A 22,222-nucleotide genomic window follows, 5' to 3' on the forward strand; every position below is an offset into this window, starting at 1 on the left:
TTGTTGGTCTTAATCTGTCAAGCCAAGGTTCTCCTTCAACTCATCAAGCGTTATGGTTTCAAGTCTTCCTGCTTGATAGTCTTCAACCATTTTTATGAGTTCAGCTTCATGCTCAAACTCATCGATAGCATTCTCCAAGGCCTCGGTAATGTAGTAAGAACGTGTACGTCCTGTAGTCTCTGCAGCCGGATATCAACATATCTGGCTCGCTTATTAGTAAGCGATAATGCTAGAGCTTCAATACGTCAAGTTTTCCACCTTAAAGACAAGCTGTTGCAAGAAAAGAAAACGTGTAGAATCAACGGGCAAATAGCAAGCTCTTGAGGAGGATGCATGCTTATCAAATCTCGCGGTGCATCATGCGCGTTTAAGTTGTTCATCGCTATTGTGGGAACGATGGCTCTTGTCAACTCAATCGGACTGTTTAAGCTGACGTTTCATGGCAATTTCTTTCTGTACTTTACCAATATCTCAAACCTCGCAACGGTGCTGTATTACTGGTGCAATATCGTGCAAATTCACAAAAATAGAGAGCTCGGACAGAAGCCGTGGTTCCCAAAGCTCAAGCACACCCTTATGCTTGGCATTACGGTAACCGGACTTGTGGCGTATTTCTTGCTCGATCACGGCGGTGTTTTTAAGAATGGGGTTTTTAATCCAAATAACTTTGTCCTGCACGACCTTATCCCGCTCTGTTCTGTTCTCGACTGGCTTATTTTTGACGAAAAACCGACCATGAAAATACAAGAACCCCTGCTGTGGCCCTTATATCCGCTGGCATACTTTGCCTACATTACAACACTCGTGAGCCTGTGCGGTGTACGAGTGCAGGAAACCACGCGCTGGCCTTATGGGTTTATGGATTTTGACAAGCTCGGTATCCCTACGGTGCTTATAACCATTGGAGTCCTTCTCGTCATTTTTATAATTATCGGGTACATGTATGTTCTCATTGACCGAGTGTGCGGTAAAAAGATATCAGGACAGGGTGAGAAGGTCTCATGAACCAAGACATCATTGCACACGCAATCGACTATGTAAAAGACGTCTTTGCGGGTGATGCAAGCGGACACGATTATTTCCATACGCTGCGGGTCTATAAAATGGCGATTCGGCTGGCTCAGGAAGAAGGCGCTGATGAGCAGATCGTGGCACTGGCAGCTCTTCTCCATGATGCCGATGACAGAAAGCTTTCGCCCGAGACTGCCAGAGGCAAAGATCGTGCGGTGGCATTTCTGCGTAAGCGGGGCGTTGCGGAGGAAGAGCTTCGTGCTATCGTAAAGGCAATTGACGAGGTATCGTATGCCGGAGTGGATTCCGTGGAGCCGTCAACGATTGAGGGAGCCTGCGTGCAGGACGCTGATCGCCTTGACGCTCTGGGAGCCATCGGGATTGCGCGTACGTTTGCGTACGGTGGCAGTCATAACCGCGCGTTATACGACCCGGATGAGGCGCCTGTGCCGGATATGAGCGGCGAGGAATATCGCAATCATGTCTCAAGCTCGCTGAACCACTTTTACGAGAAGCTCTTTAATTTGGCGCCGCTGCTCAATACCCGGTCGGCGCGCAAAATCGGCAGCGCCCGCGAAGCGTATATGAGGGAGTTCGTTGACAGGTTTCTGGCAGAGTGGGATGGCATGAGGTAGGGCGGCTGTGCGTTGCAAGGCTCCGGTCTTTTTGATTTGAGTCCTGTGCGGTATCCTTAGAAGAGAATAACCGGAGTTTTGAAGAAACAGCTTTGAGGCAATGACCGAAGCTTAGGGCACCAAAGTTGAATTCGCAAGGTTCTAAGCGTGAGGAGGCTACATGGAGCGCATTGCAAGCTTTTCCGTCGATCATCGGGTCCTTGAACCGGGCGTCTATGTTTCTCGTCGCGACGTTGACGAGAAAACCGGCGCAGTAGTAACTACCTTTGATTTGCGCCTTACGGCCTCGAACCGCGAGCCTGTTATGGATACCGCCGCGGTGCATGCCCTTGAGCATCTGGGAGCAACTTTTTTACGCAATGACCCCGCATGGTCTTCTCGCATTATTTATTTTGGGCCAATGGGCTGTCGTACAGGGTTTTACCTTGTGGTATTTGGTGAGGCGGAGCCGATGGATGTAGCGGATCTGCTCGTACGTCTTTTTGAATTTGTCCGTGATTATGAAGGTGAGATTCCCGGTGCACGTCCTGCAGAATGCGGGAATTGGCATGATGCCGACCTTGTGCAGGCACAGTGGTGGGCACGCCGGTATCTGGAGAAAACGCTGTATTGTCTTGATGATGCCCATATACATTATCCGGCGCTGTTAAGTTGAGTGGAGGCTGATATGTCCCGGCGTAAGATTTTTGCAACATCGGCGTTACTTTCAACATCACTGTTACTTATGGCATGTCTTATGCTCTTTCCGCTTATTGCTCGTGCGGATACGATACCCGAGCCCGAATGGGAATCAACCAATGGCGCCGGCGATGCACTTGTCGTTATAGTGCCGGTGCTTATTCTCGCATTTGCAATCATTGCGGTTATTGCCATTATAAAAAGTAAAAAATAGCGCGCGTATTTGTTGGGGGGTGATACGGATGAGCGCAGCGGATGCGGCATACACGATGTCCCATACGGTATATGAAGGAGAGGTCTTTGTTCCCGAACCGCCGGCAGCAGGATCGATGGTTTTTACCTATGCCATCTGCCATTTTGTTGTGGATCTTGCCTGTGTGTCCACGATGCTCGGAGCAGTGAGCGCAACGCTGAATCTTGCCGGCACGTCAGATCATCCAAGTCCGTTTGCGGTGTTTTTTGCAATCCTCTTATACGACGTGCTTGCCTTTGCGCTGCAGCTCCCCATAGGTGCGCTTCTTGACCGTGTCGACAAGAACGAGCGCGCGGCATTGGTTTCTTTTGCTCTTATTACGTTTGGCATCGTCGTCTCTCTGGTTCCTTTGGGAGTTTGTGCCTGGATTGCGGTGTGTTTCTTGGCCATAGGGAATGCGGTGTTTCACTGTGCTGGCGGCATTGACGTACTGAATGTTTCCGATAAGCGCTCGGCGCCGTCCGGCATTTTTATTTCAACCGGAGCGGCGGGAGTTTTTCTAGCTACGCTCCTGGTTCAAAGAAACAAACTCCTGGTTGCGTTTACGTTGTTGACGTTGCTTTTGATATGCGCCGCCATGGTTTTTGCTCTCTGGCGCATGAACGTAAAGCACTGGCAAAAGCACAATTTGCCTTTTATGGTGCCAACATTTACGCGCGCTCGGACGATGGCGGTAGTTCTTTTGGCGGCAACCGTACTTCTCCGTAGTTATGCAGGCATGGTAATGGCGTTTCCCTGGAAGGCAGATCCGCTTCTTGCGGCTTTTGCGGTGGGAGGCGTGGTCGTTGGAAAGGCTTGCGGCGGTGTGGTCGCCGACAAATACGGACTGCGTTTGACGTCTGCCGTCTCTCTTGCAACTTCGATGCTCTTGTTTTTGTTTGCGTGGGAATATCCGGTAGCGGGGCTTCTCGCGGTGTTTTTATTTAACTTTACGATGCCGATCACGCTGTCCGTCCTTGCCCGACTTTTACCTTGCGCCAAGGGTACGGCCTTTGGCATTGCTTCGTTTTCGTTGGCGGTAGGCTCACTGCCGGCGCTTTTGGGGTTTGCCTCGTTGAGTCCGCTTGTGCTTGCAGTGTTGGCAGCCGTATCGCTCGCGTTACTTCTTGGAGGGCTTTACTGTGCCGATCAGGCTGATGCTTGTGGAATGTAGCGTCGACCTCGTCCAAGAGATGTTTTTTGTTTTTGTCCGGAGCTTGACGGTAACGATTGTCGTTGAGCTTGTTGTTGCTGCGTTTCTGTTTCATATCCGAGACGTGCGTCGGCTGTTGGTCGTGGCTCTTGCTCAAGTGGCAACGAATCCGTTTGTGGTGTATCTGTCCCTTCTTGCGGCAGGTCTTACGCAAGATTTTGTGCTTTATTATGTTGCGGTGGGTTTCTTGGAATTGAGTGCAATCGTTGTCGAGAGTGTTCTCTATCGGGCAACACATCGCTTTGACCATCCGGTAGAACTTTCGCTGGTGGCTAACACGTGCTCCTTTGCCGGTGGTTTTTTGTTGCATACGGTTTGTAGTCTTTAAGGTGATACGCATATGGATTCAAAAGTCATTCTCATAACGGGAGCAAGCGGCGGCATGGGCTACAGGGCTGCGGAAGCTCTTGCCAAGCAGGGCCATATTGTTTACGGTGCCGCTCGACGTGTCGAGAAAATCGCGCCGCTGATCTCGTGTGGTGTTCACCCCTTGCGCCTGGATGTTACCGATGCGAATTCCTGCACTGCCGTGGTTAAGCGGGTGATTGGCGAGCAGGGACGTATTGACGTATTGATAAACAATGCAGGCTATGGATCGTTTGGAGCCATTGCAGATGTGACTTCTGATGAAGCGCACCACCAATTTGAGGTAAATGTCTTCGGCTTGGCTGAGCTTACCAAAAAGGTTCTTCCGTATATGCGCATAAAGGGGTGTGGCCGAATTATCAATATCGGCTCGGTGGGAGGCCGTTTGGTGAGCTATCTTGGCGGCTGGTATCATGCCACCAAGTATTCCGTGGAGGCGCTCTCTGATGCCCTGCGTATGGAGCTGAGTGATTTTGGTATTGACGTGGTTCTTATTGAGCCGGGTTTCATAAAAACCAATTGGCCCTATATTGCAGCCGACCACCTGGAGGCATCTTCTCGCGGTGGCGTATATGAACATCGTGCCGTCGAAACTGCCCGCAACATACGGGGGATTTATAACGGACCGATTGCGAGCAGACCGAGTGTGGTGGTAAAGGCCATCCTTAAGGCGGTAAACGTGCGCAGACCGAAACCTCGGTATCTTGTAGGAGCCGGGGCACACGCTGGTGTTTTCTGGCACTCGGTGCTTCCCACGCGGGTATTTGATTTCATTATCAAGCGTATGATGTAGGGCATTGGTGCAACAAAAAAGCTGTGTCAAATACGTGGCACAGCTTTTATGGGGAGATATGTTACCTACAGGATACTGAGAATCGATAAAATCAAAGCTCCACACGCAATTCCAATAGCACTGCGGAGGCCTGCTGTAAGCTGTCGGTTCAGTGCCCGCTCAGCTCTCGGAATATACGTGGAAGCGAGAATAGACGTGTTCAGCACAGATCCTCCTTTCAGGGTTATCTTGTTCAGTATATCCCCATAAGTTAGCCTTAGTAAACATATATCTTGAAACGTGTGGATTAAACATCCATTCGGAGATGCTTTTACTCCACTTACTGCATATCCACCAAGAATTCTTTTCTATAAGTGTTCCTAGACTTGCCATTCAGATAGGCCATGTGTCTGTACTGCAAAAACCAGGCAGACGGAGCCAGAGGAGGATGTGAGAAGTATGAGTAAGCATGTAAAGGAAGGCGCTATCATTACTCGCGGTAGTTTCTAAGGTATATTGGAACGTACAGTGGAATCCCGGCTTTCGGGTTGGGGTTCCTCTTTATGGTCAGTGATGGCGGCCCGTTATGGTGGCCTGTGATGACGGGACATTATGGCGGCTTGTAATAGGAGTTTGTGATGGCCGATTCCAAAGAAGTCAAAATTGCCCTGCTTACCGGGTATCTCGGTGCAGGAAAGACAACCATTTTGAATCATATCCTTTCCAATACCCAAGGTATTCGCGCTGCCGTTATTGTGAATGACATTGGTGAGATTAATGTGGATGCCAGCTTGATCCGAGACGGTGGATATGCAAAAGAGGGCGATGTCATCCCGCTGACAAATGGCTGTCTTTGCTGCACGCTTTCAAATGACCTTGCCTTGCAGCTTGGCGATTTGGCCGATACCGGGGAGTTTGATTACATCATTATCGAGGCGTCCGGCATTTGTGAGCCTATCCCTATCACTTACAACATCTCGGCATTCTGCAATCAGAGCCAGCATACCTCCAAGCACTCTCACGTAAGCCTTGACAATATCATTGCCGTGGTCGATTGCGCGCGCATGTACGACGAGTTCAACGGCGGAAAAGCTCTTCTCGCCAGCGATATAGAAGAAGACGATATTGAGAGCCTTTTGATTCAGCAGATTGAGTTTTGCTCGACGTTGGTTTTGAATAAGACCGATCTGGTGACTGCGGAACAGTTGACGGAGCTCGAGGCTCTGGTGCGCGGGCTGCAAAGAGATGCGGTCATCGTTGAGGCTCAGAATGGCAACATTCCTCTTACCGAGCTTATCAACACCGGTCGTTTTGACTTTGATAAGGCCTATGCGTCGACTGCGTGGATGAACGCAATGGAGCATCCGGAAGAGCATGAAGATCCTGAGGTGCTGGAATACGAGATTACAACCTTTGTGTACAAGCGTCGTAAACCCTTTGACCTCAAGAAACTGAATGAGTTTGTGTCCGGATGGCCAAAGAGCATCATTCGCGTGAAGGGGTCGCTGTGGGTGGCGCAAGATCCCGATATGAGCTATGTGTTTGAACAGGCCGGTAAGCAGGTGCAGTTTTACGAGAACGGTCTCTTTTATGATTCCATGCCGCTTGAGGCTCGTGAAGCATTGCTTGACGAGAAGCCCGAGCTGCGCGAAGACTGGGATCCCAGGCTGGGGGACCGCCAAACAAAACTCTGCTTCATCGGTCGGCACATGGACCATAAAGAGCTTAAAGCCGGTTTGGATGCGTGCCTCACCGAGTATATTCCCGAAGCTTAGGCGATACGTACGCGTAGTCGGACACAATCAATCGTTTTCGGCAGATAGATCCTGATAGACACCACGGTTTACCAATTGCCTGACAAAATCCGTTGCGGGTTTATGGAAGATTTCGTGAGGCGTTCCATATTGCTGGATCTCTCCTGCATTCATGACCAATATCTTTGTGCCAAGCTTGAGTGCTTCAGAAATATCATGAGTAACAAAGAGAATGGTAATGTGCGTTTCGTTATGGATACGCTTGATTTCTTCTTGGAGCTGATCGCGGGTAATCTCGTCAACCGCGCCAAAAGGCTCGTCCATAAGCAGAATGTCTGGCGACGCCGCAAGAGAGCGGGCAATACCTACGCGTTGTGCCTGGCCTCCGGAGAGTTCGGCAGGATAGTGATCTTTAAGCTCTTCGTCAAGACCTACGATTTGCATCCATTTGGTAACGGCATCCTTGGTTCGCTTGGTATCCTTTTTATTAAGGAGATTGGGCACATAAGCAATATTTTGTTCAACGGTCATGTGTGGGAACAAAACGCTGCCTTGGATGGCGTAGCCGATGTTTCTCCTCAGCTCAATGAGGTTCTTCTCGCGAATGTCTTCTCCATTAACAAGAACGTTTCCGCTGGTGGGCGTAGTAAGGCCATTGACCATTTTGAGAAGCGTTGTTTTGCCGCAACCCGAAGATCCAATGAACGTGACAAATTCACCTTGCTCAATCGTAAGAGACAAATCGCTGATGATGATTTTCTCGCCATAGGCTTTGTGGATATGTTGGAATTCGATTGCAGTTGCCATGGGTATTACCTCCTACACGAGACCCTTGGACACAAGGTATTCATGGGCCACGTCTTTGGGCTCCCTGCCGTTGGTTTCAACTTCGTAATTCATACGAGCCATGTCCTCGTTGGTGATGGTGTTGGTAAGGCTGTCGAGAAGATCCTTGAGCTCAGGATGTTTTTGCAAGACCTCGCTTCGCACTACATTACCTGCCTGATATGAGGCAAAGAAGTGGCGATCATCTTTTAGAACGACGACATTGGCAGTATTGAGTTTACCGTCAGTAGTAAAGACTATCATGGCGTCGATCTTTCCTTGGCTCATGGCTTCATATTTAAGACCGATGTCTAAATCAACGGTCTTTTTGAAGGTCATTCCATATGCTGTGCAAAGGGCGGTATATCCATCTTCGCGTTCAAAGAAGTCATATTCTCCGCCAAAGGTAAGTTGGTCTGAGACGCGCGCAAGATCGGAATAGGTTTGCAGGTTATATTTTTGGGCAATGTCTTTCCTGACGGCAAGGCCAAAGGTGTTCTCAAATCCGTACATACCTAACCAGTCCATATTGTATTTTTGCTGGTATTCGCTCTGAAGTTGTGAGAACTTGTCGTTGGAATAGAAATCGGCATTTTTCAGGACCAGGTTCCATCCGGTACCCGTATATTCCGGATAGATGTCGAACGAGCCCTTCTCCATTCCGGGCTGAATGTTTGAAGTACCGCCACCGACTCCCTGCGTAAGATTTACTTTGAGGTTTGTTTTGTGTTCGATGAGTTCTTTGAGTGCCTCGCCAAGTATGTATTGTTCAGTCATTGGTTTGGTTGCAATGTTGATAGTTTCTTTCTGACCAAAAGGTAAAAAGAGCGCAACAGCAGCGATGGCAGCAAGGACAATACCCATAATACCTGCAATTTTATTATGCCCGTGAGCCTCGGCGCTTCTGAGCTTCATGCGCTTTTCGATACATCCAAGCAAAAAATCTACGGTTAAGGCGAGAAAGGCAATAAGGAGGCTGCCGTCCATGGTCATAGCCGAGTTATTGGTGGTAATGCCGCGATAAATGGCAACGCCCAAGCCTCCCGCTCCGATGAAGGATGCAATACCGCCAAGCGCAATGGTCATGACGGTCATACTGCGGATGCCTGACATAATAACGGGAAGTGCCAGAGGAATTTTGATTTTGACAAGCGTTTGTAGGGTGGTACTACCCATACCTTCGGCAGCTTCAACGAGCAGCGGATCAATGTTGGTAAGTCCGGTGTGCGTATTGATAACCATGGGAAGCAGAGCATAAACCGTTAGGGCAATGACGGCGGTGGCGTTGCCGATCCCTGAGAACGGGATCAAAAAACCAAGCATGGAGATGGACGGGATGGTGTAGAGGAAGTTAATGACGGCAAGCGTGGGCTTTGCAGTTCTTTGAAAGTGGCTTATGAGAATGCCGGTTATACCACCTACGATGATGGCAATAACAACTGCCGCAAAAGAGATCTTGATATGTTCAAGAAGCAGTCCACCAAAGAAATCCCAGCGAGAGGTAAGGAGTGCCCACATGTTTTGCAACATACTCATGCTAGTCTCCACGTTAAAGACCTGGTTCATCTGATGATGTAAACCAGGTCGAGGTTTTTATCGTGATATGTCCTTACCCGGATGGGAGCTTTCTAAACGCGCGCTACAGAAGGCAGACTCTTGATAACAAAAATAATGCAAAAGATGATTCCAAGGGTGAGGCCGATCATGCCGCCGGATGAGGCGTCGAAATAGTAGCTGCCGGTAATGCCTACAAGCACGCTCACGATGGCAATAAGCGGGGAGATCCACAGCATGTGGCGCATGCGGCTCGTAAGGAGACGCGCACACGCTCCCGGGACGATTAAAAGCGAAACGGAGAGAATGACGCCTACTGCCTGCAGTGATATCACGATAGCCAGCGCAAGGGCAACAAGCAAAAGCGAAGTCAACCACCGCACGGAAAGCCCGATTGCCTGTGCATGGGTAGGATCGAATGCCAAGAGCGTGAGGTCTCTGTTTTTAAGTACAAGAACAAGCGCGATGGGAAGGCCGATGAGAAGTACCTGCAGCATGTCGGGAACCGTGACGCCCAGCAAGTTGCCAAAGAGGATGTGTGAAAGGTTGATTTGGCTGGGTACCTTGGATATCAGGACGGTGCCGAGAGCAAAAAACGTTGTAAAGACGATGCCTATGGCTGTGTCCGGTTTGACAATCTGGCTCTTCTTGACCTGTCCAACCAGTATGACCGTAATAAGTGCAAAAACCAGAGCACCCACCAGGTACGGCAGCCCCAAAAGATGAGAAATGACTACGCCGGGAAGAATGGAGTGCGAAATGGCGTCTCCCATCAGCGACCATCCCATATGCGTAATCCAGCAGCTCAAAAGGCCGCATACGAGTGCGGTGGCAAGGCCCGTTACCAAGGCGCGCTGCATGAACGCGTATTTGAGGATTTCGATCTCAGGCATGGGGCACCTCCTCGATATGTCCGTGTTCGCTAAGTCCCAGGCTGGCGAGAAGTTCCGTGCTTCTCAAAACGTCGGATGCAAGACCCTGGGCGGTTATCGTCTTGTTGATAACCAGACAATCCTGGAAATTCTCCCGGGCCGAATGGATGTCGTGGATGGAAACAAGCAGCGTGCGTCCCTCTTCTGCAAGAAGGCGGAGCTGCTGGGTGATAATTGCTTCGGATTTTGCATCGACTCCGGCAAACGGTTCGTCCAGCAGCAAAAGCTCGGCTTTCTGGGCAATGCCGCGTGCCACAAAAACGCGCTTACGTTGTCCGCCGGAAAGCTGTGAAAGCGGTCGGTCTATCAGCTCCAAAAGCCCTACTCGCCCCAAAGCCTGAGCTACGAGTGTGCGATCTTCTTGCGAAGGAACGCGGAACCAGCCCTGATGGCAGTAGCGCCCCTGCATAACCACGTCCTCCACCAATAGCGGAAACGAGGCGTCGATGGCTTCTGTTTGCGGTACGTATCCAATGAGTCCCTGGCGACGCGCTTCGCGGAAGGGCCGCCCGTTCCACGTGATGGACCCGCTGAAAGGAATGAGTTCCATCAGAGCTTTAAACAGCGTTGATTTGCCGGCTCCGTTGACGCCCACCAGAGCGCAGAGCCTGCCGCTTTTGAGCGTGAAGGTGATGTCGTGGATGACGGGTGTTTTGTCTTGGCTTCCCTCATACCAGGCGGATACCTCTGAAACGTTAAGTGACATGTTAGTTCGCGCTCTTTCCCGTAAGTCCTTCAACAATGACATCCGCATCGTGTTTAAGAAGGTCAAGATACGTGGGTACCGGTCCTTCTGCTTCGGAAAGGGAATCCACATAGAGCATGTGAGCCTCATCCGTCTTGAGAATGGCCCCTGTTTCGTCGGCGACTTGCTGCATGGCTTTGGGGCTGACGGTCGATTCGCAGAAGACGGAGCGTACCTGCTGTTTTTTGACCTCTTCAACCACCTTTGCAATCTGCTGCGGAGTACCTTCCTCGGACGCGTTGACCGGCCAAAGGTAGATCTCATTCAAACTGGTATCGCGGCAAAGATACGAGAAAGCTCCTTCGCACGTTACTAGCGTGCGTTGGTTTTGAGGCAGGGAAGAGAGTTCTTCCGTGAGATCCGAGGAGATCTTTTGAAGTTTGCCCTTGTATGTCTCGCCGTTTTTTGCAAAGTCATCCGCATGATCGGGAACCAAAGCACTCAAGCCCTTTACGATGTTGTCAACGTAGATTTGGCCATTTGCGGGAGACATCCATGCGTGTGGATTGGCTTCTCCCGCATACTCTCCTTCGGAGATGTTCATGGGAGTGACCCCTTGGCTCAGGTCTACGCGCTCGGCTGTTGAGTCGGCGACAAAACGCTCAAACCAGCGCTCAAGTCCAAGACCGTTGTTGAGGATCAGATTGGCTTTCTGGGCAAGCTTAAGGTCTTCGGGCGTTGGTTCGTAATCGTGAATCTCCGCTCCTGCCTTTGTGATGGATTGCACGTCGCAAAAGTCGCCCGCAATATTTGCAGCCATGTCTTGGATGACCGTGAACGTGGTAAGTACGAGCGGCTTTTTTACTTCTTTCGACTCAGGAGTGGGAGAGGTATTGTTTGTGCAGCCTGCAAGAGACGCAGTGGCTAAGGTGCCGAGAAGAGCTATGGCTTGTCGGCGTGTAAAAGATGATGCTGAGAAACGGTACATGTAAACCTCTTTTCCGATGTGTTGTTTGTCAACGTCATTCTAGTCCATAGAGTTAGCCTTGTCTAACTATTTTTGTTTCAATTAAAAACTGCCTGAACGAGCGCCGTATTGGTTGAACTTTGTAGTGCTGCCAGGGCTCTAGGGCTACCAGAGCTACCGGAACTTTGTAGTGCTGCTAGCGCTGCCAAAAATGCGCCAAGTATGGCTTGGATTACCATACTTACTGCAAGTTTGGTATATATAGACCATACTTGCTGCAAGTATGGCAAATCGTGCTCAACTTGCTGCAAGTTTGGCAGCGCTATTCCAGTAGCACTAACTTGGCGTATTTTCGGCAGCGCTGTTCCGGAACATCAATCAAATTGCCCTCTGAAGCAGGGTTCTGCCGTTGAGGTGTATTGGTATATGCTTGGGTATAAACGTGTGTGGAGTCAGGGGGTGGCATGAGCGATATGGCCAAAAGATACGACGAGTACGATACAACTGAAAAACAGGCTGCAGACAGTGCCATACAACAGCTCAAACGATGGATTGATGGGGCGTCTCATCTTGTCTTTTTTGGAGGAGCCGGTGTTTCCACGGAAAGCGGTATTCCTGACTTCAGAGGAAAGAACGGATTGTATCGCCAAGGCGGGATCAAAGTCGGTGCTATGACCGTTGGCTGTAACGCTTCAGGCGGAGAAGCTTCTTTTGACTCCGGTAACGATGCACTTGTTGATCCGGAAGCCGAATCCTTGGGACATACGGGAGAAGAGCCTGACTTTACCCTTGAGGAGATCTTCTCGCGTGACGTGTTTGACGATACTCCCGAGGCGTATTACACCTATTTCAGAAATTCTCACCACCTTGGTGAGGCAAAGCCCAACATTACCCACCGTAAGCTGGCCGAGTGGGAACGCGCGGGCAAGCTTTTGGCGATAATAACGCAAAACATTGACGGACTCCATCAGGCCGCCGGCTCCAAGAAGGTGTTTGAGCTGCATGGTAACGAGATTCGGTTTTACTGCTCCGATTGCAGACATGCGTATACGTTAGATGAGGTGGAGGCCTCTTCGGCGCTGGTACCGCTGTGTTCATGCGGAGGGGTTATCAGGCCGGACATTGTGTTTTACGGCGAGGGCCTCAACATGAATGTCTTTTACGGTGCGCTTGAGGCCATTGCCGCCGCTGACGTGTTGATTGTTGCGGGCAGCTCGCTGGTGGTGTATCCGGCAGCCGGTCTTCTCGACTATTACACGGGGGAGCGGATGGTTATTATTAACGATATGCCAACTCCGTATGACAGAAGAGCCAATCTGGTGATTCGCCGTAAGATCGGAGAGGTTTTTTCGCAACTTTAGCGGTATGCGAGGATGTAGGCTTTAAGTGAGAAGCACCGGTCGGCATAAATAAAAAAATAGGCATTTATGCTTTTATAGATGCCTGTTTTCGGCTAGTATAGACGCCGTTGTTTAAGCGGTTCTTTAGGCTTCTAATCACTTCTTAACGTAAGTTAAAAAATGACTGAAAGGCGCGGAGCCGCGTAGGTTCTGTGGCCGATATCAGCCACAGCTGAATGTTGAGGAGTGGGACGTATGGCATTTGATTTCACCGGAAAAATTGCGCTGGTTACCGGCGGCTCTGCGGGCATTGGCGCAGAGATTTCCAAGGGCATCGTTGCGGGCGGCGGCCATGTGGTGGTTTGCGCTCGTAATGAAGAGACAGGCAAGAAGTTTGTCGAGGAGCTTGGAGAAGGAAACTACTTCTATAAGATGGACATCTCCGATGCCGAGGGTGTTAAGGCTACTATCGCAAAGATCCTTAAAGAGGTCGGCGACGTCTCCGTCCTTATCAACAATGCAGGACGAATCAGCTCTGTTCAGTTTGACCAGGTAGACGATGCAGAGTGGAACAACACCATCAACACCAACCTTACCGGCACCTATAACGTGACGCACGCTCTTTGGCAGCATTTTAAGGATCGCGGTGGCGCACGTATCGTGAACGTCTCTTCCGTCGCAGGTAAGATTGGCGGCGGCCTGCTGGGAACCGTTGCCTACGCTTCCTCCAAAGCGGGAGTCAACGGCTTCACCAAGGCTATTGCCAAAGAAGGCGGCAAGTTTGGTATTTCCTGCAATGCCGTTTGCCCTTCTTTCACCATTACCGACATGACCGATGCACTTTCCAATGATCCCGAGAAGTACAAGAAAGTCGTCGGCATCATTCCTCTGGGACGTCCTGCTCAGGCATCCGAGCCAGCACAGATGGTCCTCTTCTTTGCATCTGACCTTGCCAGCTTTGTCAACGGAGAAGTTGGCGACTGCGACGGCGGAATCGTGATGGACTAGGTGAGACTTGTGGCAACTGCAAAATCAACAACAAAAGAACCGATTTCCATTCAGCATCCCTTTAAGGCACTTGGGAGACTTCCGGGTGCAAATATCCTTGTTCCCTTGCTGCTGGGCTGCTTTATCAACACGTTTTTTCCTAATGTGCTCCCCACGCTAGGAAGTTTTACCAAGGCTATGAGCGTTTCTGGAACAGGAGCTTTGGTGGGTGCCTTTATGCTTTGCGTTGGTACGACCATTTCTTTCAAGAGTGCCCCGAAAGCAGCCCTTCGCGGAGCTATTATCATCATTTCAAAGGTAATCTTCTGCGTTGCCCTTGCAATGGCTGTTTTGTTCCTTTTGGGCGATAATCTCTTTGGTTTGTCGGCCATGGTTATTCTCGCCGCATGCTCAGGCGCAAACAATGCAATGTATTCGGGTCTGATGGCTGACTATGGCAATGAGTATGAGCAGGGAGCGGTTGCAATTACCACGCTCATTGTTGGTCCTCCCGTTACCATGATTGCTCTTGGTGCTGCTGGCCAGGCTCCTATCGGTTGGTCGCTTTTGGGTGCCGTGCTCCCAATCATCGTCGGTATCATTTTTGGTAATTGCTTCCCAAGTCTGAAGAAAATGTTTTCTTCCGCGCTTCCAGGAATCATTGTGATGACGTTTTTTGCCATGGGCACCACGATGAAATTTGACCAGCTTCTCGCGGCTGGTCCCTCCGGAATTCTGCTGGGCATCATTTGCTCCTGCCTTGGTGGATGCATAAACTTCTTTGCTGATCGTGCAACCGGAGGAACGGGTGTTGCCGGCGTTGGTATTTCTAGCTGTGCGGGTGCAAATGCTCTAACCCCCGCTGCAATGGCTGAAGCTAATCCGGCCGTGTATGGTGGCGCTGTTCTTGCGGCAGCGACGGCTCAGGTAGCAGCGGCCGTTATCGTGACCGCGATTTTGACGCCGCTCATAACGGCATACGTGTTTAATCACTTTGCCGAAAAAAGTGAGGAAAAGGCAGCGTAGCGGCTGCCAAAGGCGGCGTAGCGGCTCTGCCAAAACGCAGCGTAGAAGCCGTTGCTGAATACACGAGACGTGCAGATTGCTGTTGGGTGGCGGCCTTTCCTGTCCACGTCAAAATGTACCAAAAAGGACGAACGGTAGGTACTTGAGTGCAGAGCGTCAATCGCGATGCATCGGCCTACCGTTCGTTTTTTTAACAAGCGCTTTTTGCGAGACGGACGTCCTTGTCGCGCGGGAGCGATAAGCTTGTTACAATAGGCCTGTTACATATATCGTCAGGAGGTAGAGATGCCGTCGTCAAACCTTCCGGAGCGAGATCTCAGTGATTTAGAGATTGAGCTCGCAGCCAATTCGATGCGTCGCAATATTATTACGATGCTCGAAAAGAGTAAGTCGGGACATCCCGGCGGATCACTCAGCTCAGCGGACATTGTGGCCACGTTATTTTTTTCAGGTGCTATGAAATACAATCACAACAATCCCGAAGATCATACGCAAGATCGGTTCTTTCTCTCCAAAGGGCACGTTGCGCCTGTGGTTTATGCAGCGTATTACCTGCTTGGATGGCTGCATGACGACGACATGATGACATTGCGTCAGCTGGGCAGCCGCTTGCAGGGACATCCCGACAATCATGCTTGTCCCGGCTTTGAGGTGTGTTCAGGTTCGCTTGGCCAGGGGCTTTCGGTGGCTGCGGGCTGTGCCCTAGGGCTTAAGCTAACCTCTCTTGAAACCGGTGAGCGGTCTCCCAAGGTGTTCGTATTGCTTGGTGACGGCGAGTTGCAAGAGGGCTCCAACTGGGAGGCACTCATGTTTGCCGCCCATCACAAGCTTGACAATCTTATCGCCCTTGTTGACTTCAATAACCTGCAGATAGATGGCCATGTAACTGATGTCTGTTCGTTGGGTGATCTTGGTGAGAAGCTCCGTGCATTCGGGTGGAATGTAATTCGCATCAACGGACATGATGTCTTGGAGGTTCGCAAGGCACTTCTCGCCGCGCGAGATGGCAAGGAGGCAGGTAACACCGCTCCTACTGCGATTATTTGCACAACCGTTAAGGGCAAGGGCGTCTCGTTTATGGAGGACAAGGTGAACTGGCATGGAGTTGCTCCGAGTGAGGCGCAGGCCGAGCAGGCGCGAGAAGAACTTGACGCAGCGCGAGAGTTGCTGTTGATTCAGGCCGAAAGCACAAAGGAGGCTGCAGATGTCTAGAGCAACCCGTGAGGCGTATGGCGAGACTTTGGTTGAGTTGGTTCGCGAGGGTCACGATATCATGGCCGTTGACGCCGATCTTGCCGGGTCTACAAAACTTGCCGATTTTCAGAAGGCGTTCCCGAAGCGTTTTGTTGACGCAGGCATTGCGGAACAAGATATGGTCGGTGTTGCGGCAGGTCTTTCTCTGACGGGACGTACGGTATTTACCGGATCGTTCGCAGTCTTTGCCACCGGACGCGCCTATGATCAGATTCGCAATACCGTGTGTGATTCCGGCCTTAATGTCAAGATTTGCCCTACTCATGCTGGGATTACGGTAGGCGAGGACGGCGCAACCCATCAGTCACTGGAAGACGTTGGCATGATGCGAGCCCTTCCACAGATGCGCGTGTTGGTACCTGCGGATTATTGGGCCGCAAAGGCAGCGTTGCGTCTTGCGGCGGAAGCCGACGGCCCATTTTACGTACGTATGGGTCGCCATAAAGTGGACGAAATATACGACGAAACGTTCAAAGGTGGCATACCGTATGCAGGGGTCTTGCGTGAGGGAACGGACGTTACCTTGGCTGCCTGTGGTGTTGAAGTGGCACAATCGCTGAAAGCCGCCGAGATTCTAGCTCAGGAAGGCATTTCTGCTGAGGTTATTGACGTCTTTTCCATTAAGCCTTTAGACGAAGGGGTTATTCTCGCATCAGCCGCTAAAACAAGGCGTGTTGTTACGGTAGAAGAACACAATATAGCAGGTGGTCTTGGTGCAGCGGTGGCAGAGCTTCTGTCAGAAAAGCTTCCAACACCCATGCGCTTTGCAGGTATGCGTACCTTTGGCACATCGGCGCCGGGGGATGTATTGCTTTCGCATTTCCACCTTGATGCAGAAGGCATTGCGGGGCGTGTACGGGAGTTTGTGTTGGCATAGGTTTGATTTCTTGCCGGTCGGTTTGCTGCGGCAAAAGGAAAAGGCATTGGCTGCAAGGTGGGTTTTCAGACCTGTGATGCAGTTTTGAAAAGCTGTGATGTACTTTTTTGTAGCGAGAAGAGCGGTTTTCTCGCCAAATGTGCATCACAGCCCCTTGTTTTGAAGCAGAAATGTGCATTACAGGTCGCGAGAAGTGCATCACAGGTCGTAAGATTCGCATTACGGCTCTCAGAGATCTAACAGTATAGGTATTGTGCTTTAAGAAATGCTTTAAGGGGTACCTCCACATCGTTGCGGAGAAGAGAGAAAACCCCGGCTACCAAAAGTAACCGGGGTTTAGTGTGCAGCAATGCGAATCGAGAAATCTAAAGCGACAACCGCTGATTAGCCAAGGTGTTTGGTAATGGAAGCTGCTGCGGTTTTACCGGCACCCATGGCCAAAATAACCGTTGCAGCACCAGTAACAATGTCGCCACCGGCCCAGATACGCGGATCCGATGTACGACCCTCATCATCGGCCTCAATGTAGCCCCATTTATTGAGCTTGATGTCGCCAATCATCTTGGCGAAGGGGTTGGCATTGGTGCCGATGGCAGAGATGGCAACGTCGCAAGGGATTTCCTCAATGGCGCCTTCAATAGGCACGGGGCGACGGCGACCGGAGTCATCGGGCTCGCCGAGTTCCATCTTCTGGACACGAACGGCGCATACCGTGCCGTCTTCTCCGGCAATGAACTCAAGCGGGGAGACAAGCGGCATAACCTCAACGCCTTCCGCCTTTGCGTGGTGCAACTCAGCGCGACGTGCAGGCATTTCTTCCTCGGTACGGCGATATGCGATGATGGCACGCTCGGCACCAAGACGCTTTGCCGTACGGACGGCATCCATGGCAACGTTGCCGCCACCAAAGACGATAACGTTCTTGCCGTGCTTGGTAGGGGTGTCATACTCAGGGAAGTTGTTAGCCTTCATGAGGTTAACGCGGGTGAGATACTCGTTTGCGAAAAAGACATTGGGGAGGTTCTCACCTGGGATGTTCAGAAGTTTTGGCAGGCCGGCGCCGGTTGCGATGTAGATGGCATCGAAGCCCTTCTCGAAAAGTTCGTCAGCATCAGTGATGCGACCTACAACCGAGTTGTACTCAAACTTCACGCCAAGGTCTTTGAGGCCGTCAATCTCGCGCTTAACAACAGCCTTTGGAAGACGGAATTCTGGAATGCCATATACCAATACGCCGCCACCGGTGAAGAATGCTTCAAAGACCGTGACGTCAAAGCCGTTGCGCGCAAGTTCTCCGGCGCATGCAATGCCGGAAGGACCAGAGCCGACCACGGCGACCTTCTTGCCGTTTCTCGGAGCAACTTTGGTTTCGGAGGCAAGTTCTGGCTGGTCTCCGAGGAAGCGCTCCAACTGGCCGATGGCAACGGGCTCTGAGCGCTTGCCCATGACGCAGACGCCTTCGCACTGGTTTTCCTGGGGGCATACACGACCGCAGACAGCGGGAAGCATCGATGCCTCGTGGATGATGTCCAAACCACGGCCGAACTCTTCGGCGCGGATGGCCTCAATAAAGCGAGGGATATTAATGTTGACCGGGCAACCCTGTACACAGAGTGGATTTTTGCAGTCAAGGCAGCGATTGGCCTCGGCAATTGCCATCTCTTTGGTGAAGCCCTTATCTACCGGGCGGAAGTCCTTTGCGCGGACATCGGCTGGCTCTTCGTTATCAGCGGTACGAGGAGCTTTTACATTAGGAATGTAGCGACCATTTACCTGTGGCATGCGCACCTCGTTTCCTCATATGCCTTGAGCGATTGACCTTCTTCTGTGAGGTACGCTGCTTGGCGTGCGCGAAGGTCGTTCCAGTCAACTTTTGTGGCATCAAAGTCGGGGCCGTCAACGCAGGCAAACTTGGTTTCGCCGCCAACTTCAACACGGCAGCAACCGCACATGCCGGTTCCGTCAACCATGATGGGGTTCAGGGAGGCAATGATAGGTGTGTCGTACTTCTCGGCAGTGAGAGCGGAGAACTTCATCATAGGAACGGGGCCGACACAGAAAACGTGATCAACCTTCTTCTCCTGAAGCAGGCGCTCAAGTGGTGCAGTGACGACGCCCTTCTCGCCATACGAGCCGTCGTCGGTGGTGATGTGGATGTGCTCGTCATCCAGCACGCTGCGGAATTGATCCTCAAGAAGCAGGAGGTCCTTGGTGCGTGCGCCCATGATGGCGTGAACTTCATGACCAGTGGCTTTGAGCTGGCGTGCAACGGGGAAGGCAATGGCCAAGCCGACGCCGCCTCCGATAACCGCCCAGTTGCCTTCGCCCATTTCAGTGGGCTGGCCAAGAGGACCGGTAACGTCTTGGATGGCGTCGCCTGCCTCGTAGGTGGACAGCATTTCTGTGGTTTTACCAATTACCATAAAGATGAATTCGACCCAACCCTCTTCAGGATTCCAGTCAGCAAACGTGAACGGAACACGCTCGCCGGTCTCATTGGCGCGAACCATAAGGAATTGACCAGCGTGTGCATGCTTGGCCATCTCAGGTGCTTCAATGCGGAACTTAAAAACCTTTTCAGAGAACTGCGTCTTTTCGAGGATCTTATACATTCAGCGGTACTCCTCTCCCGAACCGGATATCCTCGTGCAGTTGATCGAGGCTATGCTCGACCTGCTGATCATTTAAACGACCACCTGGGTGATGGCCGAAAAATGCGCAACCGTTATTGTATAACGTGCCGTGTGCTAATGTGGCGAGAAAAGCTATCTCATTTTGCGAAGGATTTGTGAAGAAGTGGAATTTGTGAGGAGGTTGATCATAACCTGATTGCAGCAAGAGGAGTGTGAGGAGTCAAGAAGTTATATAAGCAGAGCATATAAAAGCTTTACGACAACAGTGCTAGCGCTCTCAAGTATGTTTCGATACGATAGCGCGAAGGCTGAGGGAAAGACCAAGCCAGAATATATGAGTAGGCATGCGTATCCGAAATTGAGTGCAACTGAGATACGCTCAAATTTCAACGTAAGCCAAATAATAAGCAGATACAAAAGGAAGAAGAACAGATAGTGCATGAGAGCCATGACAAATACTGATGGAGAAAAGACAGGCTGCAGAAGACCTGTGGGCATAAGAAGAAGTAGTACCGCACAGGACAGTCCAAATATAGTTGCGTTATAGAGGAAGTAGCCTGCGATACGATCCATGTAGACTACATAGATCGAACGGTCATTGTGACGCAGATTGTCTACTTGTCCGCTTCTAATCTCAAATTCCAATTCGTTATTAGCGGCAAGAATAGTATTGGTGGCAGTAAAGAACAGAAAGAACATTATAAGATTTAGATTTGGTTGGTGGAGAAGTAGCATACACATGCCAAGCACAAAAATCATCTGATAGAGGATCTCACATACGCTATCAACAAGATAGTGGCGCTTAAAAAAGAAGTATCGCTTTATCTCGTTATACATAGAACATGCTTCCCCTTTTAAGACTACGGTTAAGGATGCATCGAAAGACAACACTACCGAGCACCCAGTACATGAGGCTTTGGAACAAAATAATGAGCAGGTAGATGTAGTTTCCAGTTGCTATATAGTGCTTAAACCAGATGAATGGGAACGCCTCAGCAAACAGAGGAAATATACTTGGCGTCTCAAGCACGCCCGCGAAGAAAAATATGAAATACGAGAGAAGCGCCGCAATATTGGAGGTTCTATGTGACACTAATGTAAAAGAGCCTATCAGGGTGCCAAGACCGTATATCCCAATAACAACCAACATCACAATGACAAAGAGTACTGACATCGTTGCAGGTATTTGAATATTCATAAAAATTGCGATAAAGGCAAAAAGAGGAAGAGCTTTTACAAGGTCAAGAACCATTTGTATGAGCATCCTTTGCACAAGTACAAAGAGAACCCCCTGGTCGCTGCTGACAACTGATACGATGGTCCGATCTTGTATCTCGTCTTCGAGAAAGAACGATGGATGCGTAATGCCATGAGTTGCCATATACCAGCAAAAGAGGCTTGCAAAGGTAGTAAATACATCTGCAGTACTGGAAAAGAGGCCAAGATATCCCGTAATCATGACCAATAAGGAGAGGTTTGCAAACACAAGGTTGATTTTGTACTGACCGAGTTCCAAAAATTGACGGCGAAATTCATGAGCGAGGATTTTGAGGCTCATCAAACACCTTCTTTAGATCATTTGCAAGCGCCTCTTTATGAGTGAGGCTCAGCACGTCAGCGGTCTCAAAAATTAATTGTTTTGCTTCCTCATGTGAGGTAGACATGATAGTGGTGTTTTCATGAGTATGTATATTCATGCTTTCTAAAAGTTGTCGGCCGGCGAGGGCGGCTTCAACACGTGCTAAATCCGAATTTGAGATCTCTATGGTGAAGAACTTCCTTCTCAGGCGGCTCCGCGTGATGGTATCAAGCTTCCTGTCAAGTACAATTTTTCCTGCGCTGAGTTGAATGACCCTTGTTGCGCAGAGCTCAATATATTCAGCGTCGTGTGTGGTGAGAAGTACTATCATCCCTTTTTTCGCAGCAGCTGATACGACTTGGGAAAGTTTTTGCTTGCCAGGCGCGTCAAGCCCGTTTGTGGGTTCGTCCAAGCACAGTATGCGCGGATGATAGAGCATTGCAACAATCAGAGAGAGTTTTTGGCGGTTACCCTGCGAAAGTTCAGAGACAAGATGGTCTTGGTACTCGCTAAACTCAAACAGCTCAAAAAGCTCCGAGATTTCGTGTGAACATGCATGATAGGAGAGATGATTGAGGTGAAGAAAGTATTCTATGTTCTGCTTGACGCTTAGGTATTGGTAATAGCCGCCACCACTCTCAAGTACAAACTTTGCAATGCGATGAATTTGTCTGCTGCTATTAGCAACGCCTAATACGTCTACACTTCCTGAATCTTGCAGCAAAAGTCCCGATATGATTTTTATGAGAGTTGATTTCCCTGAACCATTTTTGCCTACAATAGCAGCGATTTCGCCTGGTTCAAACACAAGTTCATTAATAGAGAGGACAGGGGAGCCCTTATAGCTTTTCTCGACGTTTTTAAGAATGATGATTTCAGCCAAGACGAACAACTCCCAACTT

23 protein-coding genes and 1 pseudogene are annotated in these 22,222 nt (G+C 50.3%); 13 read left to right on the forward strand and 11 right to left on the reverse strand.

The window, feature by feature from the left end; translation table 11 throughout:
• Positions 1-9 precede the first annotated feature (9 nt).
• Positions 10-171 (reverse strand): annotated as a pseudogene (locus tag ATORI0001_RS08070) (type II toxin-antitoxin system RelB family antitoxin); the annotation flags it as partial.
• A 162-nt stretch (positions 172-333) separates the two neighbouring features.
• Between ATORI0001_RS08070 and ATORI0001_RS04570 the strand changes: the two are divergent.
• The 7 genes from ATORI0001_RS04570 to ATORI0001_RS04600 all read left to right on the forward strand — a co-directional run bounded on the left by ATORI0001_RS04570 (position 334) and on the right by ATORI0001_RS04600 (position 4,928).
• Positions 334-1,005, forward strand: a complete 672-nt coding sequence (locus ATORI0001_RS04570; RefSeq protein ID WP_003149179.1) for a Pr6Pr family membrane protein — start codon at positions 334-336, stop codon at positions 1,003-1,005.
• A complete protein-coding gene (locus tag ATORI0001_RS04575) occupies positions 1,002-1,646 on the forward strand; it encodes an HD domain-containing protein (protein WP_003148905.1) in 645 nt (214 codons plus the stop codon). The genes ATORI0001_RS04570 and ATORI0001_RS04575 overlap by 4 nt, the downstream gene beginning before the upstream one ends.
• Positions 1,647-1,806: 160 nt before the next feature.
• Positions 1,807-2,301, forward strand: coding sequence for an S-ribosylhomocysteine lyase (locus tag ATORI0001_RS04580; RefSeq protein ID WP_003149535.1), 495 nt, complete (start codon positions 1,807-1,809; stop codon positions 2,299-2,301).
• A gap of 12 nt (positions 2,302-2,313) precedes the next feature.
• The gene (locus ATORI0001_RS04585) at positions 2,314-2,538 is read left to right on the forward strand and encodes a hypothetical protein (RefSeq protein WP_003149667.1); all 225 of its coding nucleotides are present in this window, start codon (positions 2,314-2,316) and stop codon (positions 2,536-2,538) included.
• A 28-nt stretch (positions 2,539-2,566) separates the two neighbouring features.
• The gene (locus tag ATORI0001_RS04590; RefSeq protein WP_003149560.1) at positions 2,567-3,730 is read left to right on the forward strand and encodes an MFS transporter; all 1,164 of its coding nucleotides are present in this window, start codon (positions 2,567-2,569) and stop codon (positions 3,728-3,730) included.
• A complete protein-coding gene (locus ATORI0001_RS04595; RefSeq protein WP_244851840.1) occupies positions 3,714-4,097 on the forward strand; it encodes a hypothetical protein in 384 nt (127 codons plus the stop codon). Before ATORI0001_RS04590 ends, ATORI0001_RS04595 begins: the two co-directional genes overlap by 17 nt.
• Before the next feature lie 12 nt (positions 4,098-4,109).
• Positions 4,110-4,928 (forward strand): oxidoreductase, encoded by an 819-nt coding sequence (locus ATORI0001_RS04600; RefSeq protein ID WP_003149265.1) that lies wholly within the window; start codon positions 4,110-4,112, stop codon positions 4,926-4,928.
• 65 nt (positions 4,929-4,993) lie between these two features.
• On the opposite strand, the gene ATORI0001_RS07870 is transcribed toward ATORI0001_RS04600, so the two are convergent.
• A complete protein-coding gene (locus ATORI0001_RS07870; protein WP_155811545.1) occupies positions 4,994-5,134 on the reverse strand; it encodes a hypothetical protein in 141 nt (46 codons plus the stop codon).
• Positions 5,135-5,545: 411 nt separating this feature from the next.
• On the opposite strand from ATORI0001_RS07870, the gene ATORI0001_RS04605 reads away from it, so the two are divergent.
• Positions 5,546-6,682, forward strand: a complete 1,137-nt coding sequence (locus tag ATORI0001_RS04605) for a CobW family GTP-binding protein (RefSeq protein ID WP_003148970.1) — start codon at positions 5,546-5,548, stop codon at positions 6,680-6,682.
• Between the two features lie 27 nt (positions 6,683-6,709).
• Here the strand turns inward: ATORI0001_RS04605 and ATORI0001_RS04610 are convergent, their stop codons facing one another.
• From ATORI0001_RS04610 to ATORI0001_RS04630, 5 genes are all read right to left on the reverse strand, one after another.
• On the reverse strand, positions 6,710-7,468 hold the full coding sequence (locus ATORI0001_RS04610; RefSeq protein WP_003149087.1) for an ABC transporter ATP-binding protein: 759 nt from the start codon (positions 7,466-7,468) through the stop codon (positions 6,710-6,712).
• 12 nt (positions 7,469-7,480) lie between these two features.
• Complete coding sequence (locus ATORI0001_RS04615; RefSeq protein WP_003149206.1) at positions 7,481-9,022, reverse strand: ABC transporter permease/substrate-binding protein; 1,542 nt, start codon at positions 9,020-9,022, stop codon at positions 7,481-7,483.
• 92 nt (positions 9,023-9,114) lie between these two features.
• Positions 9,115-9,933 carry a metal ABC transporter permease gene (locus ATORI0001_RS04620; RefSeq protein WP_003149431.1) on the reverse strand — a complete coding sequence of 273 codons (819 nt, stop codon included), beginning with the start codon at positions 9,931-9,933 and terminating at the stop codon, positions 9,115-9,117.
• Positions 9,926-10,678, reverse strand: a complete 753-nt coding sequence (locus tag ATORI0001_RS04625; RefSeq protein WP_003149602.1) for a metal ABC transporter ATP-binding protein — start codon at positions 10,676-10,678, stop codon at positions 9,926-9,928. The genes ATORI0001_RS04620 and ATORI0001_RS04625 overlap by 8 nt, the downstream gene beginning before the upstream one ends.
• Before the next feature lies 1 nt (position 10,679).
• Positions 10,680-11,645: a metal ABC transporter substrate-binding protein gene (locus tag ATORI0001_RS04630; RefSeq protein ID WP_003148870.1), complete on the reverse strand. Its 966-nt coding sequence runs from the start codon at positions 11,643-11,645 to the stop codon at positions 10,680-10,682.
• 443 nt (positions 11,646-12,088) lie between these two features.
• Between ATORI0001_RS04630 and ATORI0001_RS04635 the strand changes: the two genes are divergently transcribed.
• The 5 genes from ATORI0001_RS04635 (at position 12,089) to ATORI0001_RS04655 (ending at position 17,108) form a co-directional block, all read left to right on the forward strand.
• Positions 12,089-12,985: an SIR2 family NAD-dependent protein deacylase gene (locus ATORI0001_RS04635; RefSeq protein ID WP_003149490.1), complete on the forward strand. Its 897-nt coding sequence runs from the start codon at positions 12,089-12,091 to the stop codon at positions 12,983-12,985.
• A 234-nt stretch (positions 12,986-13,219) separates the two neighbouring features.
• The gene (locus tag ATORI0001_RS04640; protein ID WP_003149050.1) at positions 13,220-13,972 is read left to right on the forward strand and encodes an SDR family NAD(P)-dependent oxidoreductase; all 753 of its coding nucleotides are present in this window, start codon (positions 13,220-13,222) and stop codon (positions 13,970-13,972) included.
• A 9-nt stretch (positions 13,973-13,981) separates the two neighbouring features.
• Entirely contained in the window at positions 13,982-14,977 is a 996-nt protein-coding gene (locus tag ATORI0001_RS04645; protein ID WP_003148874.1) for a 2-keto-3-deoxygluconate permease, read from the forward strand.
• A gap of 285 nt (positions 14,978-15,262) precedes the next feature.
• Positions 15,263-16,189 (forward strand): transketolase, encoded by a 927-nt coding sequence (locus tag ATORI0001_RS04650; RefSeq protein WP_003149193.1) that lies wholly within the window; start codon positions 15,263-15,265, stop codon positions 16,187-16,189.
• The gene (locus ATORI0001_RS04655) at positions 16,182-17,108 is read left to right on the forward strand and encodes a transketolase family protein (RefSeq protein WP_003149565.1); all 927 of its coding nucleotides are present in this window, start codon (positions 16,182-16,184) and stop codon (positions 17,106-17,108) included. The genes ATORI0001_RS04650 and ATORI0001_RS04655 overlap by 8 nt, the downstream gene beginning before the upstream one ends.
• Positions 17,109-17,492: 384 nt before the next feature.
• Here the strand turns inward: ATORI0001_RS04655 and gltA are convergent, their stop codons facing one another.
• The 4 genes from gltA to ATORI0001_RS04680 all read right to left on the reverse strand — a co-directional run bounded on the left by gltA (position 17,493) and on the right by ATORI0001_RS04680 (position 22,203).
• Positions 17,493-18,890 (reverse strand): NADPH-dependent glutamate synthase, encoded by a 1,398-nt coding sequence (gltA, locus tag ATORI0001_RS04660; RefSeq protein ID WP_003149344.1) that lies wholly within the window; start codon positions 18,888-18,890, stop codon positions 17,493-17,495.
• Positions 18,878-19,720 carry a sulfide/dihydroorotate dehydrogenase-like FAD/NAD-binding protein gene (locus ATORI0001_RS04665; protein WP_003149116.1) on the reverse strand — a complete coding sequence of 281 codons (843 nt, stop codon included), beginning with the start codon at positions 19,718-19,720 and terminating at the stop codon, positions 18,878-18,880. Before ATORI0001_RS04665 ends, gltA begins: the two co-directional genes overlap by 13 nt.
• An 850-nt stretch (positions 19,721-20,570) precedes the next feature.
• Positions 20,571-21,299 carry a hypothetical protein gene (locus tag ATORI0001_RS04675; RefSeq protein WP_003149547.1) on the reverse strand — a complete coding sequence of 243 codons (729 nt, stop codon included), beginning with the start codon at positions 21,297-21,299 and terminating at the stop codon, positions 20,571-20,573.
• Positions 21,274-22,203, reverse strand: a complete 930-nt coding sequence (locus ATORI0001_RS04680; RefSeq protein WP_003149442.1) for an ABC transporter ATP-binding protein — start codon at positions 22,201-22,203, stop codon at positions 21,274-21,276. The genes ATORI0001_RS04675 and ATORI0001_RS04680 overlap by 26 nt, the downstream gene beginning before the upstream one ends.
• Positions 22,204-22,222 lie beyond the last annotated feature (19 nt).

Source organism: Lancefieldella rimae ATCC 49626, assembly GCF_000174015.1.
GTDB classification, from domain to species: Bacteria; Actinomycetota; Coriobacteriia; order Coriobacteriales; family Atopobiaceae; genus Lancefieldella; species Lancefieldella rimae.

Excerpts from the sequence above, each read along its gene's own strand:
- ATORI0001_RS04650 (WP_003149193.1), top strand. The coding sequence starts at position 15,263 with ATGCCGTCGTCAAACCTTCCGGAGCGAGATCTCAGTGATTTAGAGATT.
- ATORI0001_RS04580 (WP_003149535.1), top strand. The coding sequence starts at position 1,807 with ATGGAGCGCATTGCAAGCTTTTCCGTCGATCATCGGGTCCTTGAACCG.
- ATORI0001_RS04655 (WP_003149565.1), top strand. The coding sequence starts at position 16,182 with ATGTCTAGAGCAACCCGTGAGGCGTATGGCGAGACTTTGGTTGAGTTG.
- ATORI0001_RS04625 (WP_003149602.1), bottom strand. The coding sequence starts at position 10,678 with ATGTCACTTAACGTTTCAGAGGTATCCGCCTGGTATGAGGGAAGCCAA.
- ATORI0001_RS04585 (WP_003149667.1), top strand. The coding sequence starts at position 2,314 with ATGTCCCGGCGTAAGATTTTTGCAACATCGGCGTTACTTTCAACATCA.
- gltA (WP_003149344.1), bottom strand. The coding sequence starts at position 18,890 with ATGCCACAGGTAAATGGTCGCTACATTCCTAATGTAAAAGCTCCTCGT.
- ATORI0001_RS04590 (WP_003149560.1), top strand. The coding sequence starts at position 2,567 with ATGAGCGCAGCGGATGCGGCATACACGATGTCCCATACGGTATATGAA.
- ATORI0001_RS04630 (WP_003148870.1), bottom strand. The coding sequence starts at position 11,645 with ATGTACCGTTTCTCAGCATCATCTTTTACACGCCGACAAGCCATAGCT.
- ATORI0001_RS04665 (WP_003149116.1), bottom strand. The coding sequence starts at position 19,720 with ATGTATAAGATCCTCGAAAAGACGCAGTTCTCTGAAAAGGTTTTTAAG.
- ATORI0001_RS04620 (WP_003149431.1), bottom strand. The coding sequence starts at position 9,933 with ATGCCTGAGATCGAAATCCTCAAATACGCGTTCATGCAGCGCGCCTTG.
- ATORI0001_RS04570 (WP_003149179.1), top strand. The coding sequence starts at position 334 with ATGCTTATCAAATCTCGCGGTGCATCATGCGCGTTTAAGTTGTTCATC.
- ATORI0001_RS04575 (WP_003148905.1), top strand. The coding sequence starts at position 1,002 with ATGAACCAAGACATCATTGCACACGCAATCGACTATGTAAAAGACGTC.
- ATORI0001_RS04615 (WP_003149206.1), bottom strand. The coding sequence starts at position 9,022 with ATGAGTATGTTGCAAAACATGTGGGCACTCCTTACCTCTCGCTGGGAT.
- ATORI0001_RS04600 (WP_003149265.1), top strand. The coding sequence starts at position 4,110 with ATGGATTCAAAAGTCATTCTCATAACGGGAGCAAGCGGCGGCATGGGC.
- ATORI0001_RS04635 (WP_003149490.1), top strand. The coding sequence starts at position 12,089 with ATGAGCGATATGGCCAAAAGATACGACGAGTACGATACAACTGAAAAA.
- ATORI0001_RS04610 (WP_003149087.1), bottom strand. The coding sequence starts at position 7,468 with ATGGCAACTGCAATCGAATTCCAACATATCCACAAAGCCTATGGCGAG.
- ATORI0001_RS04605 (WP_003148970.1), top strand. The coding sequence starts at position 5,546 with ATGGCCGATTCCAAAGAAGTCAAAATTGCCCTGCTTACCGGGTATCTC.
- ATORI0001_RS04640 (WP_003149050.1), top strand. The coding sequence starts at position 13,220 with ATGGCATTTGATTTCACCGGAAAAATTGCGCTGGTTACCGGCGGCTCT.
- ATORI0001_RS04675 (WP_003149547.1), bottom strand. The coding sequence starts at position 21,299 with ATGAGCCTCAAAATCCTCGCTCATGAATTTCGCCGTCAATTTTTGGAA.
- ATORI0001_RS04595 (WP_244851840.1), top strand. The coding sequence starts at position 3,714 with ATGCTTGTGGAATGTAGCGTCGACCTCGTCCAAGAGATGTTTTTTGTT.